The sequence below is a fragment of the Candidatus Palauibacter irciniicola genome (genome assembly GCF_965208695.1).
Taxonomy (GTDB): Bacteria; Gemmatimonadota; Gemmatimonadetes; order Palauibacterales; family Palauibacteraceae; genus Palauibacter; species Palauibacter irciniicola.
This window is the reverse complement of record NZ_OZ242352.1, coordinates 3,336,839-3,355,769: the sequence shown is the minus strand read 5'-3', so window position 1 is coordinate 3,355,769 and position 18,931 is coordinate 3,336,839. Positions and strand designations below refer to the sequence as shown.

The window sequence follows — 18,931 nt, the reverse complement described above, 5'->3', positions numbered from 1 at the left end:
TCAACATCTCGCCCTGCTTCGAGACGTTGCGCGCCACGTTGCGCGCCCGGATCCACCGACACGCCGAGGAGTGACGCCGGGGGTCATGCGCAGGGTCCCGACGTATGTGTGGACCCTGCTGGCGCTGGTCGCGGGTCTGGCCGCCGGTGGGTTCTTCCCGGGTCCGCTGGCGCCGGTGGCCGACGCCACGGCCACGCTCATCGCCTGGGTGGTCGCCGTCGTGCCGCTGCTCATTCTCGCGGCCCTCAGCCCGGCCATCGCGACGCTGGTGCGGCGCGGGCTCGCCGGGCGCTTCGCCGGTGCGGTCGTCCTCTGGTACGTCTTCACGTCGACGGTCGCCGGGCTCATCGCCGTCGTGACCTCCGCCACGATCTTTCGCATCCCGCTGGCCTCGGGGGACCGGGGCGTGTGGACGGAAGCCGCGGCCATGCTGCGGAGCCTCGGAGAGGGCGGGGCCTCGTGGCCGCTGCTCGCGATTCTCGCCGGAGTGCTGCTCGGAGCCTTCGGTGCGCGGCACAATCCGACCTACCGGGTGCTTCGACGAATCGCCGACTCGATCGAGAAGGCGGGCGGCAAGCTGGCGTACGTCATGCTCCCGCTCATTCTCGCCTTCGGCATCACCCTGGGCGTGCGCTTCGGCGCGAGCCTGGGACTCTCGCACTATCTGACGATGGCCGCCTATACCGGCGGGCTCGTCCTGGTCTGGTGGGCGTTCTACACGTTCGTGCTCGTGCGGAGGGTCGGACGGCGGCCCGTGGGGCCCGTCCTGAGGGACTACTATGCGCCGACCGCGGTCTTCGCCGCGGGCACGTGTTCGTCGCTGGCGACGCTCCCCGTCAACCTCGGCAACGCCAAGAAGGTCGGCGTGCGCGATGAGGTGGCCGACTTCGTCCTCCCGTTCGGCGCCGTCGCGAACCTGGACGCGAGCGCGCTGGCCTACGTCGCGTACGGACCCTTCGTCGTCAGCTACGTGTTCGGCCTGGAATTGAGCTGGATGATGATGCTCGCCGCGTGGCCCGCCGTCGTCCTGTTCACGATCGCGGCTCCCGGGCTCCCGGCCGGCATGGGGACGGCGCTGTGGAGCGCGACGCTGTTCGCGAGCATGCTGGGACTGGAAGGTCAGGCTCAGGGCGAGTTCATCGCGAGCTGGATCGCGCTCTCCGGCGGCATCCCCGACATGCTGCGCACGGCGACCAACACGACCGGAGATGGCTACACCGCGATCATCTTCGACGGCCGCTTCGATGAGTTCTTCGCGAGGGACCGTGGCTGACGGGGCCGTGGCTGAAGCTGGCCTGGATCTCTCGCCCGGAGCGGGGCGGCTCGTGCACGTGAACGGGCGCGTCCAGCCGGGTGAAGTCGTCGTGATCGTGACCGACCCGACGATGCGGCGGTACGCGGATGCCGTCGCGGCGGCCGCCCGCGACGCCGGCGCCGACGTCACCGTGTGCATTATTCCCATGCGGGACCAGGACGGGCAGGAGCCGCCCTCTCCGGTCGCCCGGGCCATGGCCGAGGCCGACGTGATTTTCTCCCCCGTGCGCATCTCGATCACCCACACGCGCGCGATGCGGGCCGCCCTCGAGGCGGGCGCGCGCGTCTGCATGATGACGGCGTACAGCGACGCGATCATGACCAGCCCTGCGCTGCTCGAGACCGACTTCGAGGCGCAGGCCGACGTCTGCCGCCGCCTTGGCGCGGCCTTCACGGAGGGCAAGTCCGTGCGGCTCACTTCCCCGCGCGGAACGGACCTCCGCTTCGGGATCGAGGGTCGCGTCGCGAACGTGCTGACCAACATCCCCGATCCCGGAGAACTCGCTCCCGTCCCCGACATCGAGGTCAACGTCGTGCCGGTGACCGGCTCGGCCGAGGGCACGCTCATTTTCGACGCCTCGGTCCCCTACCTCGGCATCGGCATCCTGGAGGAGCCCATCGTCTGCGCGGTGCGTGAAGGCGGCATCGTGGAGATGGCCGGCGGTGCACAGGCCGATTTCCTGCGCCAGCACCTGGAATCCTTCGGGGACCCGCACTGCTTCAACGTCGCGGAACTCGGCGTCGGCCTGAACCCGAACGCCCGCCTCACCGGAGAGATGCTCGAGGACGAGGGCGTCATGGGCACGATCCACATCGGCATCGGAACGAGCCATACCCTCGGAGGCGAGATCGTGGCCCCGACCCACTACGACCTGCTGATGTGGGAACCGACCATCACCGTCGACGGCCGCGTCGTCCAGCGCGACAAGCAGGTTCTGGTATGAGACGAGGTGCGGAGATCCTGGTGCGGACCTGCGCCAACGTGCGGCCCGCTGAGGACGTGGTCATCGTCACGGATCCGGAGCGGATGGCGATCGCGCGGGCGGTTGCCGACGCGGCGCTTCAGGCCGAAGCCGTCCCGAGCATCGTGATCCCGCCGGAGCGTGCGATCGACAACGAGGAGCCGGGACCCGCCGTGGCCGCGGCGCTCTCGGCCGCCGACGTCGCCTTCCTGCCCGTGACGCTGGCGCTGGCGCACACCCGCGCGGTCCGCGAGGCCATAGCCGCCGGAGCCCGAGTTCTCTCCATGACCGCGTTCACCGAGCGGATGATGCGCGAGGGCGGGCTGTTCACGGATTTCCGCGCGCGCAAGCCGCTGTGCGACGCCATCGCGGCGAAGCTCACGGCCGGCGAGCGCCTGCGGGTGACGAACCCCGCCGGCACCGATCTCACCATGAGCCTCGAAGGCGTCGCCGGGAACAGCCACGCCTGCCTGCTGGACGGCCCCGGCTTCTCGGCCGTCCCCAACATCGAAGCCAACTGCGCCCCCGCGCAGGGAACCGCCGAAGGCGTGTTCGTGTGCGACGGGAGCATCCCCTACTACGGCGTGGGTCCCATCCGCGAACCCGTGACCTTCCGCATCTCGAAGGGCTTCGTCACCGACATCGAGGGCGGCGACCAGGCCGACTTCCTCGCGGACCTGCTGGCCCGACAGGACGACCCCTGGGTTTACAACCTCGCCCAGTTCGCCTTCGGCCTGAACCCGGCCTGCACCGAGTTCACCGGCGAGATGCTCAACGACGAGGGCGTGAACGGCACCGTCCACATCGGCATCGGCACCTCCGCCAACCTCGGCGGCACCGTCTCCGCCAAAACCCACTTCGACGCCATCGCCCGGGCCCCAACCGTGTGGATCGACGGCACACCCGTGCTAGCGCATGGCGATGTCTGTATCGTTCCGTGTCCACCTGACCGCATCTGGTATACAGGCAACACTCCATGACCGACAAGCAGCAAGCTCAACCAATCATCGTCATAAAGACAGGCGGCGGTGCAACGGCAATTGCCTTGGGGGTGGCGGGCTTGCTGCTTCCACACGTGGTGAATCTTCCCGACATCGCGAAACAGTGGAACGAGTGGGACTGGTGGCAAACCTCACCTCACTATCTACCTGACTTCCTTACGCTCGCCGCCATCCTTTTCCTAGCCGGCGGCAGTCTCGCCATCGGCTCCGCACTTCGCCCAATCCTACGTCGGAGGCGCCGACTGGTGCCTGGACCCGCCCCAACCACCAGGGTTCCACTGCAACATGATACGCCATCACCGCAAGAACTCCGCGGCCCGTCGCTGTCGCGCGACGAAGTACTTCAACTCATCGCGACGTCCGTTTGGTGGCAGAAGGCATGGGGTCATCAACTCCTTGTCCACCGACTGATTCGGCCTCTTGAACAGCAGCTTAGCTTGACACCTCTTCCACCGGAGGCCGCTTATCGTGAAGCAGATCTCGATCGGCGAATCTACGATCTCGAAAACAATTATCCGGACGTCTTGGTCGAAGGCGCCCGCTACGACGAGCGCCTCGTGCGACGCTGGTTAGTCGAACAGCAACGACAATACTAAATGATCCACATAGACCCCACCTAAGGAGAACAGATGCCTACCGAACCTGTCCGTTACGTACTAGATCGACCCCGTGCGCTTGAGAACGTGCAGCAATTCAACGAGCACGTACAACCTGTTCTTCAAGAGGTCGTAAACTACTCCGCGCGTGCGCTCCTCAGATGCATGAGGAGTACTCCACCTAACTCGACGCCCGATGTACATGTCGTTCACTTTGCCCTCTTCCGTCAGATTATCGAACTTGCCGACGCTGTTGAAATATTACTTTCCCACGCCTGCGTAGCGCCTTCGAAGCCGCTATTACGGAGCATGTTCGAAGCGATGCTCAGTCTGCAATACCAACTCGAAGATGAGGCGAGCGAAACGCGGCGCACCTTATCCTGGGTGCACGCCGATGTTTATCAACGACGTCGTTCAAGCGAGAGAATTCGAGATCGTGAACTCACAGATAGAATTCTCGAAGGTATGCCGGATGACGCACTCAAGGATACGGAGCGACATATCCAAGCGATGACCGCGTTCCTAAACAAACCCCACATGAAAGAGGTCGTCGACGCGTATGCAGCACACTCGCACCGAAGACCGCGCTGGTACTCCCTGTTCGGCGGTCCCCAAACGTTACGAGATCTCGCCAAACATCTCGGCTGGCTGGACTTCTATGATATCAAATACCGCGAATGGTCCACCATGCTTCATGCTCAGGGTCCCCTGCAAGAGGTCATGCGGCCGGCCGGCAAGAAACAAGTATCGATGCGAGGACTTCGGCATCCCGATGACCTTTACGGCGTCGCCCTGTTCACGCTGACGTTCTTGTTATCCGCGATGGCCACCCTGACCGATCGCTTCCGGGCAGGTGAAGCAAGAGAACGAGAGGAGTGGTACAAAGCTGAGGTTCGGCCGGCAATTGATAGATTAGTACATACAAGAGTAACTGTTGAAGAGGAGACGGTTGGACGCTGGTAGGAGAAGGTGCGGCGCGACAAATGGATCGTGACTGTTGATTCAACGCGGGGGTCGGAGTGACCTTAAACGACACAAGCTCCGGAGTTACGTACGGACTCACAATCCACTCACCATCGAGGATATTTACGCATGAAGCAACACGCGGACAAGTATGATCACCCTATTGGCGCCTTATTCACTCTACCCGACGATCGCAAATTGCCTGGACAAATCACATTGCGACGAGGAAAGTTTTCGGATAGCGCTGTAAGACTCGTTGACGATGAACTCTTTGATGTTCCGGATGGCGCGTCGTTGCATGGTATGTCTGAGGAAGGCAGAGTCTCACTTTTGCGGTGTTTCAGTAGTCGATTTCGTCATCAGTTTGCTGGCGATCGTGTGTTTTACACGTCCGATCTATCATTTCAATATGCTACATTCGGCGATCGACACTTGGATCCCAATGACAGGGTGATCTTGAGCATCAGATTCGCGTTTGACGAAATCGACACGGTTCTCACTGACAGAGATGCAGATGTGTTTGGACACATTTCCAATCCCCACGAGGACATCATCGATGCTATAGAGCAGAGGAGGCCGGACTATTTGAAGGGTGACTTGAGCAGGGATGGTTCCGCTACGGTGTCCTATTTCACCGGTCAATTCGAGGTGCTGCCGGCGACCGAGACCGAGTTGGGCACGGTGCGCGGGTCGCGAACGGTGTTTGGCGATCTTTCTGGACGAGAGATCAAGGATATACCCTATTTGACGATAGATTTCGACGACCGGCCTGCGACGCTGGATGAGGCGTTTCAGAAGATGAGGGCGGTACGTCAATTCTTTGGGTGGATGATCGGCTACGCACCTAGGTGGAGGGAGGTGTCTGTCTTTACGTTTCCTCGGGTGGACGACGGATACCGTGCCGACGACGAGGGGAATCGAGATGTTGGCCTAGAGGTGTTTTCACCGATCGAGTGGCAGAGTGCGTACTACGACGAGCGCAACCGCGGGTGGCCGGGGGCGCTCATCGATTTGTCACGCGAACCGGAACACTTCGCGAATACCATGCGGGAGTGGCTTCGGCGAAACAGGGACGGCAGGCGGGAGGGCGCTAACGCGAAGTTTTTCAAATCGATGCCTGGGATTGGGACCGCGGACGCAGCCGATGGAATCTGTTCTGCGGCCAACATGTTCGACCTCCTTCCGGCGGAGGACAAGCCGTCGATGCCTTCACTCTCGGCGCACGTCGACAGTATTCTCCGTGGAGCTCGTATGAGGATTCGAGAACTTGATGACCTCGACACTGAGGAGCGAGAGGAGGTGTTGAGTGGCATAGGTCGCATTCGTGCACATGTTGGCCTTCGCGATATTATTGAGCGCCGAGCGAACGTCGTGCTTGAGCATGCAGGAGAAGAGCGGTTGCCGAACATTCAGGACGTTGTACGGGCGGCCGTCATTTGCCGAAATTATTACACACACGGAACTGAGGTCGCGGGGATAGATTGTACAGATATGTCGGTCGTTATGTTCCTGACAAGGACACTGGAAGTCATTTATGGCGTATCGGAACTTATCCAGTGCGGATGGGATGTCGAGAAGTGGTTCGATAAACCCGGCATGTCGCATCCGTTTGAGAAATACATGAATTCCTACCGACGACATCTCACAATGGCCGGATTGGCGTAGCTGGGCGTTTGTGCCGATCTGTACAAGTACGATAATCACCGGGTCCAGATCTTGGGCCGGCTTGGTGGAGACGGCAATCGACGGCAGCGTTCGGCCGAACCTAGTCAGATCCCCGTCACGGTAACCGTCGGCCTGCTGAACAAGTCGGCTTCAGCATGCATCCGGCTCGCCGCGTACCGAATGTAATCGGGATCTATCTCATTACCCAGTGCGTTCCGCCCCAATCTTGCAGCCGCTACCAACGTTGTCCCTGTTCCAGCGAACGGATCCAGGACCAGATCGCCAACGAAGGAGAACATTGAAATCAACCGATGGGCGATCTCCAGGGGGAAGGGCGCAGGGTGATCCCGGGTCGATTCCCCCGGTAGCGTCCAGTTCTGTCGGAACCACGCGTTGAAATCTTCCTTCTCGATCATGCTCAGCCCACGCTGAGCGTCCGTAGGCCGCCGGTAACCGCCAGGTTTGCGTTGCATTAGGATGAACTCGATGTCGTTCTTGATCACTGCGTTCGGTTCGTACGGCTTCCCCAGGAATCCTCCGCCGCCACCGACTTCGAAGCGCGCGTTGGCAATCTTGTGCCAGATGATGGGATTCAAGTTGTCGAAGCCGATCTTTCTGCAGCGAACCGAGATGTCGGAGTGCAGCGGCATGACTAGGTGGCGTCCGAACTGCCGACGCGAGAGGCATACATCACCGACCACGCACGCCAGCCGACCGCCGGGCACAAGCACTCGATGGGCGTGCACCCACACTTCATCCAGCGCGTCAAGAAACTCCTCGTAGTCCGCCACGTGTCCGAGCTGGTCCGGGTGCTCGTTGTATCGCTTGAGCGTCCAATACGGTGGCGACGTCACGATCAGGTGAACCGATTCATCGGGAATCCAGCCCAGATCGCGCGCATCTCCTCTTCGCAGGTCGACCGAAACCTGCACCCCCCCGACCTCCTCGATCCGCTGACGCTCGGCACGAGCGAATCGTCGGCGTTCATCGAGGTCGAGCTTCTCGACCTTCCCTGTAGTTTTGGGCATCGCTCCTCGGTCGCTGCAGTCTCGCGAGTTCCTCCGGTCTTGCGCTGAACGGGGTCCCCTCCACCTTGAGGTTAGCCCGATCCACACCTCGTGCAAGCCCTTTCGTCCCCCCTAAACCAACCGGGGTCAATCAACGCCATGTCAACGCCAAGCGAGGGAAGTATCTACTCGAACCACGCCGAGCAGCGGGAGGCGGCGCTTCCGCCGGAGGCACGCGTGCGGGACCTTGAAGAGGCTCTCCTGTTCGAGTTCGGTGATCACGTTGAGTATCGGCAAACGCCGGTCATTCTCTTCGATGCTGTCTCCGCAGAGGATCTAGGTGAAGCGCTAGTCCGGCGACCGGTCATGCTGAAGGCCCTCCTAGCCTGTGCGAACGTTGCACAGCGCGCGGTCCAAAGGGACCTGGGGATTACCGTGGACACCTACGCCGAGCGCATAAGCCGAGACAGAGCATTCACGTTGTCAGGCTATCTGAAGCCGCTGCTGCCGAAAGAGCTAGCTGTACCCGCTCTTCTCATGCTCGATCACTTTTGGTGGGTCGACAAGGAAATGCGTGCGGCAAAGGGTCGCTGGGAACGGCGAGTCCGAGCGGCACTAAACCGTCACTTGCGGGAGGGTAGCTTCGTGAAGAGGAAGTTCGAGCACCCGGGCGGGACATTCGAGTTGGATGCCGCATATCCTAAGCGTGGAGACGTCGAAGTCGGAGTTGATGTCAAGCGGTTTGAGTCACCGAGGGATTTCCACAAACGTGGAGACGAAATCACTCAGAAGGTGAGCCACCTTCGTGACGTCCACCCATCGTCACGGTTCTTCGCCGTCATCTACTACCCGTTTCCCGATCGCCACGCAGACGTACTCAAGCGATATCAGGGCCAAGGCATCAACGGAATTCTCTTTGCGGCTGAGACCGAGTCCAGTATTGACGAAGCTGCCATGCGGGTGATCGAGGAAGGCGGGTTATTAGACTGAGCCGCTAGTTGTGGCGCCTTTACAGCTAGCTCGTCAACTGCTTGATGTTATAACATAAGCCGCTTACGATGATTGAATGGACGAGAGTACGCGAAAATACCTGGCCGAAATCGGACGTCGCGGAGGCAGAAAGAGCCGACGGCGCCTCGATCCAGAGACAGCCCGGGAGATGGTGCGGGTCCGCGAAGCACGACGAGCCTTCCGCGAGTTCTACGCCACCTGCTTCTGGTCGTACCGCCCCGATCTGCAGATCGGCTTGAACGATGTGGAATGGGTCGCCGAGACCCTCAGAAGGAACGGGAACCTGGCGGCATGGCAGGCGGCGAGCCGGCTGTGCCGCTGAGGGGCTTTCAGCGCGAGCTGGCGCGTCCCCCTCTCGGCGACGCTCACGACAGATGGGTTCGTGGCGGGCCGTCCTACGCGCTCCCGGACGATCGGCTCCGAATCAGCTGTGCCCTCGACCCCTTCCACAACGCGCTGGAAGAGGTCCGTCCTTAAGTTCGATGAGAGCTGACGGCGGCCGGCTACTTCCCGCGGCCACGAACTCGGCGGGGCGCTTCATCCACACCGGCCGCACCTTCCCTTCTACGATTGCGCTCAGTTGCCTTCGCCCCGAAGCCTGTCCGCACCGAGTTCGCAGGCGATATGCTCAGCGACGAAGGCGCAGGTCCCACGGTGTACATGGGAACCGGTACGTCCGCCAACCTCGGCGGCACCGTCTCCGCGAAGATCCACTCTGAGGCCGTTGTCCTTTCGTCCCGACGAGTCGTCTCTTGACGTCGATCAAACACGTTACCCTTACTTTACTACGCCTTGCTTCTGGGTCAAGAACAAGCATGAAAGGCATCGAATGAATCTCATTGAACAGTACCTTCCGGGCATTGCTGAAGAGCGGTTGGACCGGGGAGTGCGAGCAATTTCATGGCTGTTGGCCTCTGTGTACGTCCTCACGGTTCGCTGGTGGAGACCCGGTGACATCACTATTGCGATTGCCATCGAAGCATCGGCGGTCGTCGGAATAGTCCGGGCGGCATATGTTCTGTGGATCCGATATGTCTCCAAGCACCATCGGTTGTACCGACTCAAAGATCTGATTGGTAAATGTGCAGCGTTTGTACGATGTGGTAACGCCGAGGATGTAGAGGCGTTAGTTTGCATGCTCATCTTGCGAGATGAGCTGGCCGCACTGCGGATCGGTCTGCCGAAAACAGACGGTCTGTTGACCGCTCTTGAGAGCTTGAGATCGTATTCGCAGGAAAAACGGTGGGATATGGCAGCGAACGTGTTTCATAGCGACATGTACGATTACACAACAATTGACCGATTAGATGCGATTGCATTTGTATTCGGAAAGCAAACCGGCGACCCCACGGACTTACGATGGATAAATGAATTACGTGGATACGAGACGGTGCGAGCGAAGATGCAACGCTTCAAATTCGTTGCGGCCTTGATTCTCTCAGTTGTACTGGCCGTGGTAGCAGTCGTAACCGATGAACTACTTTTTGCATATTTGTTTATCGGTGGAAGTATGGTAATGGGATTGACGTACAATTGGGCAAGGGGACGCGGGTTCAGGTTCATGTTCGCGAGAGCGACGTTGGAGGAGGCGGCGCAACGTAGGGATCGCGTACAATAACAGATGGACGAGGGCACGCTGAAGTGCCTACCGGAAACCCGCCGGCGCGGAGGCAGGAAGAGTCGACGGCGTCTCGATTTTGAGACCGCGCGGGCGATGGTGCGCATTCGCGAAGTTCGACGAGCCTAGCGCGAGTCCTACGCCCCAGCTTTTGGTCGTGCAGCCCCGATCTAGAGATCGGCTTGAATGACGTGGAATGGGTGGCCGAGACCCGCAGGAGGAACGGAAACCTGAAGGCCTAGCGGGTCGCAAGCCGACTGTGCCCCGGACGGTGGTGCTCGATCGTTCGGAGCAGGACGTTCCGGAGTAGGACGTTCCCGCGGGAACGTTCCGGGTGCGAATCCGGGATTCAGAAGTCCTGGACGAGCTCCCGCATGCGGCGCTTGGTCGCCTCATCCGGCAGGCGGCCGAAGGCGGCGCCGATGTTCTCCGCCATGTGGTCCGGATTCGTCGTCTCCGTGAGGGCGCACGTCACGGCGGGATGGGCGAGGATGTACTTGAGGGAGAACTGCGCCCAGCTCGCGCAGTCGAACTCGGCCGCCCATTCGGGCAGCTCGTGTCCGCTCACGCGAGGGAAGTAGGTACCGTTCATGAACGGACGGTTGATCAAGACGGCCAGTCCAAGATCCTGCGCGAGCGGCAGGAGACGATCCTCGGCGTTCGGTTCCATCACCGAGTAGTTGACCTGGACGAAGTCGAGGGGCTGCGTCCGCATGAACGACTCGAACGCCTCGTGCTGGGGGATGCTGGAGGTGGTGACGCCGATGTAGCGCGCCTCGCCCGAGTCCTTCCAGCGGAGCACGTTGGGCCAGTGCACGTCCAGGTCGCGCATGCTCTCGACCTCGAGCAGGTCCAGGGTGCGGCTGCCGACGAGCCGCTGATTCTGCCGCATCTGTTCGATGCCCGACGCTTCCCCGTCCGTGTTGATCTTCGTGGCGACGAAGAGGCGACCGCTGAACTCCGACGCCGTCAGGACCGTGCCGAACTCCGCGTCGATCTCCGGCGTGCGCGGCGAGGTATCGACGACGCGGCCCCCATGCTCGAGGAGCATGCGGATCACGTTCGCCACGGGCTCCGTCCCTTCGGTCGGGATCTCGAGCACGGGCTTCGAGGAGCCGAAGCCCACGATGGGCAGCGTCTCCTCCGTTCCCGGGATGGGGCGCGTGGGAAGCGTCTCCTGGACCGGGGGCGTGCTCCCGAACAGGGCGCGCGGGGCAGCCAGCACAGCGCCGGCACCCGCCAGGCAAGACAGGAAGTCGCGGCGTGTCGTATCGCCCGGACTCTTCATGAGACTCTCCTTCGGCATGGTATTGGTCCGTGCATTGGGCTGACCCGGGTTCTCAGGCGCGGCCGGTGCGGCGGAGGAGCCTGAGGTGGGTGCGGACGTTGTCGTGTTCGAAGTAGGCGTCCTGCAGGTGGCGCGCCCCGTTCGACACCATCTCGGTCCGGCCGTGGAGGACGCGGTGCCCGGCACACAGCAGGATCATCCCGCCCTCCAGCCGGAAGGTCACCTGGGCGCCGGGGTCGTTGACGCGGCTCGACAGTTCGTGGTAGGCGGCATAGAACTCGCCCAGCCGGGGCTCCGACAGGGGAACGGCCTGCATCTGCGCCGTGTTGAAGCGGATCATCCTGATCTCCCCGTCGCTGTCCAGGTCGACCATGGGATTGGCCGCGTAGCACTCGTATTCGTCGCTGAAGATGCGGAACGGCACCTGCACCGAGCACAGCACGTCGAACTTGTCGGGGTGTTCGCTGCGTAGCGCCTCGAGCAGGCCAAAGCCGTCCACGACCGTCGACGCGCCGCCCTCGCACTCGTTCACCAGCATGTGCAACGCCTGCACGCTCGGGGGCCACGTGTAGCTGGTGAAGTCGTTGTGCACGCCGACGGCCAGAGCCGTGTGCGCGATGTTGTATCCCTTCGGATCGAGCTTGACGTTGTGGATGCGCTCGAACAGGACCTCGCGGATCGGACCCAGACGAACGGCAAGTTCCTCCAGCGAATCCGGTTCGGTGGGGGCGTCGACCAGCACGCAGACCCCGGTGCGCAGAAACTCTTCGATCAACTCCGCCGCCGCGCTGTCGTCCGCCAGGAACCGCTGGTAGTTGAACCTCCGCGGCTGGAACTGCCCGTCCCAGTACTGCAACTCGAGACGAGGCCGGCTCAGGAGGCCGCGGATGTCGCTCGACCGGTGGCGCGTGTGGTGTCCGTCCGGCCACGCGATGGAAATCGCCTCGTCGTCGGATCCGGCGGCTTCGATATCGACCGTCGACGGCCTCAGGTCGCTGGGGACGCGGAAGACGTGGAACCGCTTCTCCGTGGTCTGCTCGACGCAGCACTCGCCGCAGCCGCAGTTGTCCCGCAGCCAGAGGTAGGGGAGATCGGTGCGTTCGCCGTCGCTCCAGACCGCCGTCAGGGCGTCGCCATTCTGCGCGAGGCTGCTGATCGAGGCACCCATGGTCGATCCTCCCAGTCCGTGGTCACCGGCCTGCAGCGAACGCTACGGACGCCCGAGCGATCTTGACAATGCCCTTCGCTTGGGCCGACGCTGCGGCGAGGAATCCCCGATCGAACCCTCAGCGGAGAGTGACCGGCATGCCCCGTACGGCCGGGACGAGCACGGAGGCCGGCACAGAGCCGAGCGGCCCCGTCGTGAGCTTCACCCGCATGGAGGACGGCACCCGCGAGGACTACGAACTGCTCTCGCGCCTCGAGGACGAGTTCGCCGCCGACACCGCCGACCGCGTGCTGGCGCACCTCCGCGAGTTGTCAGGCTCCGTTGGCGGCTACCACGTCGACCGTTTGGAACATTCCCTGCAGAGCGCGACCCGCGCCCATCGCGACGGCGCGGACGAGGAGATGGTCGTGGCCGCACTCCTGCACGACATCGACGATCTGCTGGCTCCGCACAGCCACGGCGAACTGGCCGCCCTCCTGCTCCGCCCCTTCGTCACCGAGCGCACGCACTGGATCGTCCGGCACCACGGCCTGTTCCAGCTCGTCTACTACGCCCACCACCTGGGCCGCGACCGCAACGCGCGCGACGAGTACCGCGATCACCCCTGGTACCAGGACGCGGTGGATTTCTGTCACCGCTGGGACCAGTGCGCGTTCGATCCCGACTACGATTCGCTGCCGCTGGAGTTCTTCGAGCCGATGGTCCGCCGGATCTTCGCGCGCGAACCGTTCAGCCTCTGGCCGAGGGGGTGATCCTGACCACGCAGTCGCGGGGCGCCTGCCGTCATCCGACCGGCGTGGCCGTGATCGCCGCGGTCCTGGTGGGCGCACTCGCAGGCTGCGCCCCCGACGGGGACGCCGGGCTGTCGGCCCGGGTCGACGCGGTCTTCGCCGACTACGCCAGCGCCGACGGACCCGGCTGCTCCCTGGGCGTGATCCGGGACGGCCGCCTTGTCCATGCGGCCGGCTACGGCACCGCCAACCTCGACCACGGCATCCCGAACGGCCCCGAGACCATCTACCGCATCGCGTCCGTCTCCAAGCAGTTCACGGCCGGCGCGGTCGCCCTGCTCGCCCTCCGGGGAGAGGTGGATCTGGATGCTCCCGTCCAGCGCTACGTCCCCGAATTCCCCGACTACGCCGACTCTCCCACCGTCCGACACCTGATCCACCACACGTCCGGCGTGCGCGACTACCTCGGGCTCTTCACCCTGGCGGGGAACCGGAGCGAGGATTTCATCACGAATCAGGACATCCTCGACGCGATCCACCGACAGCGCGAACTCAACTTTCCTCCGGGCTCCGAGTACCTGTACAGCAACTCCGGCTACGTCCTGCTCGCCGAGATCGTGGCCGAGGTTTCGGGACAAAGCCTGAGGGAGTTCGCCCGGGCCGAGTTCTTCGATCCTCTGGGCATGCCGCGCACGCACTTCCACGACGACCACAACGAAGTCGTCCCCGGCCGGGCGACCGGTTATTCGCCCACCGATGACGGCTTCCGGATCAACATGACGACGCTCGACGTCGTCGGAGACGGCGGCATCTACACTTCGGTGACGGAGTGGCCCGCATGGGATCGCAACCTCACCGAGGGCACGGTCGGCGGGCCCGAATGGGTCGCGCTGATGCACGAACGGGGCGTGCTCACTTCCGGCGACACGATTCCCTACGCCTTCGGTCTCTCGCACGGCGAGCACCGGGGGCTGGCCACCGTTGGGCACAGCGGCTCGTGGGTCGGCTACCGCACGGGCATGTCCCGCTATCCTGACGCCGGCTACTCGTTCGTCGCCCTGTGTAACCGGTCGCGGATCGATCCCATGTCCCTGATCGCGAGCACGGCCGAGATCTACCTGGAAGACGCGATGGCCCCGCCCGAGGACGTCGCGGAGGGAGAGGAGGAGGAGACGCAGGCTGCGGACGAGGACGCTGCCGCGAGGCTCCGCCCGACCACGACATTCCGAACCGCGCGCGCTACGCCGGATCCTTCTACAGTCCCGAGTTGGACGCCACGTATCGGATCGTGGAGGAAGGCGCCTCCGGGCTCATGCTGCATGTTGGGCGGCGGGACCCCGTCGCACTCGTGGCCGAAGCCGACGGACAACTCACGACCGAGGACGGGCCGACCCTCCGCTTCTCCGAACTCGTCGGCGGCCGGTACGAGGCCCTGATCGTCGACGCCGGGCGGGTCAGGAACCTGCGGTTCGCGCGGACGGAGGGATAGCGGGCCTGGTCGCGCGACTCCTCTCCGGCGGCAATCCCCAGATTCCGAAGGGCGACGGAGATGCGCCGGTACAGGACTACATTGCGGCCATGCCGGGCTGGAAACGGAGGTCGGCTGCCGCCTCGACGCGCTCATCGAGCGGAGCGTGCCCGATGTCCGCAGGGCGGTGCGCTGGAACTCGCCCTTCTACGGCATCGAGAACCAGGGCTGGTTCCTCTCGTTCCATTGTTTCACGCGGTACATCAAGGTGACCTTCCTCAACGGCGCCTCGCTGCGTCCCGCGCCGCCGGTCGAATCGAAGCAGGAGCAGGTGCGCTACTTCCACATCCACGAGGACGACGCACTGGACGAGGACCTCCTGACAGGCTGGCTCCGGCAGGCAGCGGCACTCCCGGGAGAGGACCTTTTCTGATGATTGAATGGCTGGGGATCGGCCACCTGTTCGAGTTGTCCGGGACCGAGGCGGTCGCAGGCTTCCTCGCCCCGCTCGCGATCTGCGCCGCGTTCTTCGTAGTGCAACTCGCGCTGCCGGGGAGGCGGGTGCCCGGCTACGTCATCGACGCGGAGACCGGCGAGCCCCGCGGCTACCGGCTGAACGGCCTGCTGGTGTTCGTGCTCGCGGAACTTGTGTGGGCGCTCGAACTCACCGGGATGCCGCGGGACTGGTTCTACCGGTCCACCGTCTACCAGGTCGCCGGCGGCACGGTCATGTGCCTGGTCTTCGCCCTCCTCGCCGTGTTCGGAGGGTCGCGCGGCAAGGTGAAGCGCCCGCTCGCCGCCCTCTGGGAAGGGCGCGTCCTCGAGCTCTCGTTCTTCAACGAACGCTTCGACGTGAAGATGTTCCTGTACGTCGTCGGCGGGACCATGCTTTCGCTGAACGCCCTCTCCGGAGCCGCGTACCACTACGGGCTCTTCGGCGCGGACTCCAACCCCGGCGTCTTCCTGTACGCGGGGTTCCTCACCTTCTACGTCTTCGACTACTTCATCTTCGAGCGCGTCCAGCTGTACACGTACGATGTGATCCACGAGAAGCTCGGCTTCAAGATGATCTGGGGCGGGATCATGGTGTACGGGTGGCTCTACATCCTGCCGCTGTGGGGCCTGGCCGTGTACCCGGACCCGGGCTTCGCGGCGCCCTGGAGACAGGTGTGGTTGATCGGCGCACCCACGCTGTTCCTCATCGCATGGGGCATCACGCGCGGCGCCAACATGCAGAAGTACACCTTCAAGCGCTGGCCCGAGCGCAAGTTCCTCGGCCTCATCGAGCCCGAGTACATCGAGGCCGGCGACCGCAAGATCCTGTGCAGCGGCCTGTGGGGCGTCGCCCGCCACTTCAACTACCTGGGCGAGGGCTTCTTCTCCCTCTCCATCGCCCTCGTGTTCGGCTACTTCGCCAACCCCTGGGCCTGGACCTACTTCGTCTTCATCGTCGGACTGTTCATTTTCCGACAGCGCTTCGACGACCAGTACTGCGCCGAAAAATACGGCCCCGAGAAGTGGGCCGAGTATCAGGCGCGTGTGAAATATCGGATCATCCCCGGCATCTATTGATGCCCGGGCGCACGGCAGGCTATGCGCGAGGAGGCGGTGAAGAAGATGCCATCAACGGACGGCTGGTCGCGGAGGCGGTTTCTGGGGAGCGGCTCGGCGGCCGCCGCGGTTGCCGCCGTTTGGGGGTGTGCGCCGGACGAGGGGATGCCTGTGGGCGGGGGTAGGCCACCGGCGCCGCTCACCGGGGCTCGCCGGTTGCTTGCGGAGCCGGGTCCGATGCTTCCGCCCGTCCCGGCGATCCTGCTCACCGTGAACGGCCGGCCCGGCGACCCGGACGAGATCTCGGTGCTGTGGACGTTCGTCCTGAGCGGCGACCCGCCCCAGATCGGGGTGAGCGCAGCCCTGGAGCATCAGGCGAGGGGACTCCTGGACATGCACGACGAGTTCGTGCTCAACGTGCCGCTTGCGTCGATGGTCGAGGCATTCGACACCGTCGACATGAACTCCGGACGCGTGGCCGACAAGTTCGAGCTCTCGGGTCTGACGCGCGGCGCGGCGACGGTCGTCGATGCGCCCACCGTGGAGGAGTCTCCGATTCATTGCGAGTGCCGGATCTTCGACTCCCTCGAGGTCCCGCCGGAACGGAAGATCTTCCTCGCGGAGGTCGTGGCGACGACCGCCATCGAGGGCGCGGTCGACGACGCCGGCCGCCTGATCGTGCCGGCCGTGGACTTCTTCGGGATGACCGCCGGGAGCGGCGAGCACTACACGACGGGCCGGCGGGTCGGCAACATCGGGATGACGGTCGGCCGAACCGACATCAAGTACTGACGGATCCAGCGCCGGCGTCTTGGGCGCTCTGCATGCAGGAACGGTATTAGCGGAAGCTGTCCATATCGATTACATTTCGATACGTGATTAACGCATGCAGGAGCGGCAATGACGTATCGTAATATAATAAGCCTCAGCGACACCGAGGCGTCATTCCTTACCACCTTGGCCGCGAGCGGGAAGCAGATCTTCGCAACAAAGGATGCGTACGATGTGCTTGGCGAAGGCAAGGCGACCAGGGATGCGTTGGCACGACTCGTTGATAAAGGCTGGCTGGAGCGTCTTGAGAAGGGGAAGTACCTCATCGTTCCACTCGAGGCCGGCCCCAATCGCACTTGGACCGAGGACACCTACGTCATCGCGGGACACCTGGTGAGTCACGCCACGGTCGGCTACTGGTCTGCCCTCAACTACTGGAACCTCACCGAACAGATCCCCCGTGTTACGTACGTGCAGACGACCGCCCGCAAGGAACGCCGCACACCGCAGGTTCTCGGGATGCGGTTTCGGATCGTCCGGGTGAAGCCTCGGAAGTTCTTCGGTTGCCACGCATACCGTGCCGGACAATTCCGGGTCAAGGTCACGGATCGCGAAAAAACGATCATAGATTGCCTCGACAGGCCCGAGCTAAGCGGAGGAGTGGCCCAGGTCAGCGAGGCACTGCTCGGAGGAGATGGCGACTTCGATTGGGACCTCATGACGAGTTATCTGCGCCGCTTTGGCTCCGGCGCGGTTGTGAAGCGGCTCGGGTTTCTTGTCGAGAGCGTTAAGCTGACCCATGCTCCGAAGCAGGCGATGCTGAATGAATGGCTGGATCTCCTCACTGCCGGCATCAGCCGACTCGATCCGTCCACTCCGAGAAAGCCTCATCGGATCGCCACTCGGTGGCGCATCGAAATCAATCTCCCGGAGGAAGGGCTCCGCGAGCAGACATGATTCAGGACGCGGAGATCCGCCGACGCGCGCGAGCCGCGAGTGTCGAGCCTCGCATCGTAGAGTTGGATTACGCGCTCGGATGGGCCCTCCGAGGAATCGCGGGACACCGTTTTCTGGCGAAGCGGCTGATCTTCAAGGGTGGGACCTGCCTGCGGAAGTGCTACTTCCCGAACTACCGGTTCTCGGAAGACCTCGACTTCACAGCAACCCAGTGGTTTGGTTGGGAGGAGTTTGAGAAATCGGTCGGCGAGGCATTCGCAGCGGTTCAGGGGGCCAGCGGCATCGACTTCGCGGCCCGGGAACCGAAGCGGAGAGTCATTGACGACGAGTACGGGCGCGAGAGCCTCAAGTTCACTCTCTATTGGCGCGGACCGCATGCTTCGGGCGGATCTCCGCCCGGTCTTCGCCTCGACATCACGCGGAACGAAGTACTGACGTTCAGCCCCGTGTCGCGCCCGCTATTCCATCCCTTCTCCGACGCCGAGGATCTCGGAGAGAGCGAGTTGACGTGTTATGCCTTGGAAGAAGTCATGTCCGAGAAGGTCCGAGCCGTCCTCGGTCAACGGCTTCACGCCGTATCGAGAGATGTGTACGACATCTTCTCGCTCCTGGAGCACGTGGATGAGCGGAAGGTACGAGTCAACCTCCCCCGGAAACTGCAGGCGAGAGAGGTCGAATTGGGGGTCATCGACCCGGGTCGTCTGCTGGAGCGCAGGGACGAGTTCCACGCTGACTGGGAGCGCAACCTGGCTCACCTGCTCCCTCCAGGCGCTGAGCGGGAGTTCGAGGAGGTATGGAATGCAGTCGTAGAATATGTGGGACGGATGGCCACGGGGCTGGGTGATATGCCTTGAGCGGCG

18 protein-coding genes and 1 pseudogene are annotated in these 18,931 nt (G+C 63.2%); 16 read left to right on the top strand and 3 right to left on the bottom strand.

From position 1 onward, the window contains the following. The first annotated feature begins 85 nt into the window (after window positions 1–85). The 6 genes from ACOGI9_RS14560 to ACOGI9_RS14535 all read left to right on the top strand — a co-directional run bounded on the left by ACOGI9_RS14560 (window position 86) and on the right by ACOGI9_RS14535 (window position 6,501). Entirely contained in the window at window positions 86–1,273 is a 1,188-nt protein-coding gene (locus ACOGI9_RS14560; RefSeq protein WP_419857819.1) for a cation:dicarboxylate symporter family transporter, read from the top strand. A 7-nt stretch (window positions 1,274–1,280) separates the two neighbouring features. Next, the gene (locus tag ACOGI9_RS14555) at window positions 1,281–2,258 is read left to right on the top strand and encodes an aminopeptidase (RefSeq protein WP_419857818.1); all 978 of its coding nucleotides are present in this window, start codon (window positions 1,281–1,283) and stop codon (window positions 2,256–2,258) included. A gap of 20 nt (window positions 2,259–2,278) precedes the next feature. Beyond that, window positions 2,279–3,256 (top strand): aminopeptidase, encoded by a 978-nt coding sequence (locus ACOGI9_RS14550; protein WP_419857817.1) that lies wholly within the window; start codon window positions 2,279–2,281, stop codon window positions 3,254–3,256. Next, window positions 3,253–3,873 carry a hypothetical protein gene (locus ACOGI9_RS14545; RefSeq protein WP_419857816.1) on the top strand — a complete coding sequence of 207 codons (621 nt, stop codon included), beginning with the start codon at window positions 3,253–3,255 and terminating at the stop codon, window positions 3,871–3,873. The genes ACOGI9_RS14550 and ACOGI9_RS14545 overlap by 4 nt, the downstream gene beginning before the upstream one ends. A gap of 33 nt (window positions 3,874–3,906) precedes the next feature. Next, entirely contained in the window at window positions 3,907–4,836 is a 930-nt protein-coding gene (locus tag ACOGI9_RS14540; RefSeq protein ID WP_419857815.1) for a DUF5677 domain-containing protein, read from the top strand. A 456-nt stretch (window positions 4,837–5,292) separates the two neighbouring features. Continuing rightward, the gene (locus ACOGI9_RS14535; RefSeq protein WP_419857814.1) at window positions 5,293–6,501 is read left to right on the top strand and encodes a HEPN domain-containing protein; all 1,209 of its coding nucleotides are present in this window, start codon (window positions 5,293–5,295) and stop codon (window positions 6,499–6,501) included. A gap of 104 nt (window positions 6,502–6,605) precedes the next feature. Here ACOGI9_RS14535 and ACOGI9_RS14530 read toward each other — a convergent pair whose 3' ends face one another. Beyond that, window positions 6,606–7,529 carry a DNA-methyltransferase gene (locus ACOGI9_RS14530; RefSeq protein WP_419857813.1) on the bottom strand — a complete coding sequence of 308 codons (924 nt, stop codon included), beginning with the start codon at window positions 7,527–7,529 and terminating at the stop codon, window positions 6,606–6,608. 138 nt (window positions 7,530–7,667) lie between these two features. On the opposite strand from ACOGI9_RS14530, the gene ACOGI9_RS14525 reads away from it, so the two are divergent. The 3 genes from ACOGI9_RS14525 (at window position 7,668) to ACOGI9_RS14515 (ending at window position 10,137) form a co-directional block, all read left to right on the top strand. Next, window positions 7,668–8,498, top strand: coding sequence for a hypothetical protein (locus tag ACOGI9_RS14525; protein ID WP_419857812.1), 831 nt, complete (start codon window positions 7,668–7,670; stop codon window positions 8,496–8,498). 76 nt (window positions 8,499–8,574) lie between these two features. After that, on the top strand, window positions 8,575–8,841 hold the full coding sequence (locus tag ACOGI9_RS14520) for a hypothetical protein (RefSeq protein WP_419857811.1): 267 nt from the start codon (window positions 8,575–8,577) through the stop codon (window positions 8,839–8,841). A 507-nt stretch (window positions 8,842–9,348) separates the two neighbouring features. Further along, on the top strand, window positions 9,349–10,137 hold the full coding sequence (locus tag ACOGI9_RS14515) for a hypothetical protein (RefSeq protein ID WP_419857810.1): 789 nt from the start codon (window positions 9,349–9,351) through the stop codon (window positions 10,135–10,137). 349 nt (window positions 10,138–10,486) lie between these two features. Here the strand turns inward: ACOGI9_RS14515 and ACOGI9_RS14510 are convergent, their stop codons facing one another. Further along, the gene (locus ACOGI9_RS14510; protein ID WP_419857809.1) at window positions 10,487–11,425 is read right to left on the bottom strand and encodes an aldo/keto reductase; all 939 of its coding nucleotides are present in this window, start codon (window positions 11,423–11,425) and stop codon (window positions 10,487–10,489) included. Window positions 11,426–11,477: 52 nt separating this feature from the next. Then, entirely contained in the window at window positions 11,478–12,593 is a 1,116-nt protein-coding gene (locus tag ACOGI9_RS14505) for a TauD/TfdA family dioxygenase (protein WP_419857808.1), read from the bottom strand. A 137-nt stretch (window positions 12,594–12,730) separates the two neighbouring features. Here ACOGI9_RS14505 and ACOGI9_RS14500 point away from each other — a divergent pair, with 137 nt between their 5' ends. The 7 genes and pseudogenes from ACOGI9_RS14500 to ACOGI9_RS14470 all read left to right on the top strand — a co-directional run bounded on the left by ACOGI9_RS14500 (window position 12,731) and on the right by ACOGI9_RS14470 (window position 18,925). Further along, window positions 12,731–13,345: an HD domain-containing protein gene (locus tag ACOGI9_RS14500; RefSeq protein WP_419857807.1), complete on the top strand. Its 615-nt coding sequence runs from the start codon at window positions 12,731–12,733 to the stop codon at window positions 13,343–13,345. Beyond that, window positions 13,342–14,760, top strand: a complete 1,419-nt coding sequence (locus ACOGI9_RS14495; protein WP_419857806.1) for a serine hydrolase domain-containing protein — start codon at window positions 13,342–13,344, stop codon at window positions 14,758–14,760. Before ACOGI9_RS14500 ends, ACOGI9_RS14495 begins: the two co-directional genes overlap by 4 nt. Window positions 14,761–14,809: 49 nt before the next feature. After that, a pseudogene (locus tag ACOGI9_RS14490) lies at window positions 14,810–15,225 on the top strand (DUF1801 domain-containing protein). Next, window positions 15,225–16,364: a DUF1295 domain-containing protein gene (locus ACOGI9_RS14485; RefSeq protein WP_419857805.1), complete on the top strand. Its 1,140-nt coding sequence runs from the start codon at window positions 15,225–15,227 to the stop codon at window positions 16,362–16,364. Before ACOGI9_RS14490 ends, ACOGI9_RS14485 begins: the two are co-directional and overlap by 1 nt. 216 nt (window positions 16,365–16,580) lie before the next feature. After that, window positions 16,581–17,135 carry a flavin reductase family protein gene (locus tag ACOGI9_RS14480; RefSeq protein ID WP_419857804.1) on the top strand — a complete coding sequence of 185 codons (555 nt, stop codon included), beginning with the start codon at window positions 16,581–16,583 and terminating at the stop codon, window positions 17,133–17,135. A 108-nt stretch (window positions 17,136–17,243) separates the two neighbouring features. After that, window positions 17,244–18,071, top strand: coding sequence for a type IV toxin-antitoxin system AbiEi family antitoxin domain-containing protein (locus ACOGI9_RS14475; protein WP_419857803.1), 828 nt, complete (start codon window positions 17,244–17,246; stop codon window positions 18,069–18,071). Then, entirely contained in the window at window positions 18,068–18,925 is an 858-nt protein-coding gene (locus tag ACOGI9_RS14470) for a nucleotidyl transferase AbiEii/AbiGii toxin family protein (protein ID WP_419857802.1), read from the top strand. The genes ACOGI9_RS14475 and ACOGI9_RS14470 overlap by 4 nt, the downstream gene beginning before the upstream one ends. Window positions 18,926–18,931: the final 6 nt, after the last annotated feature.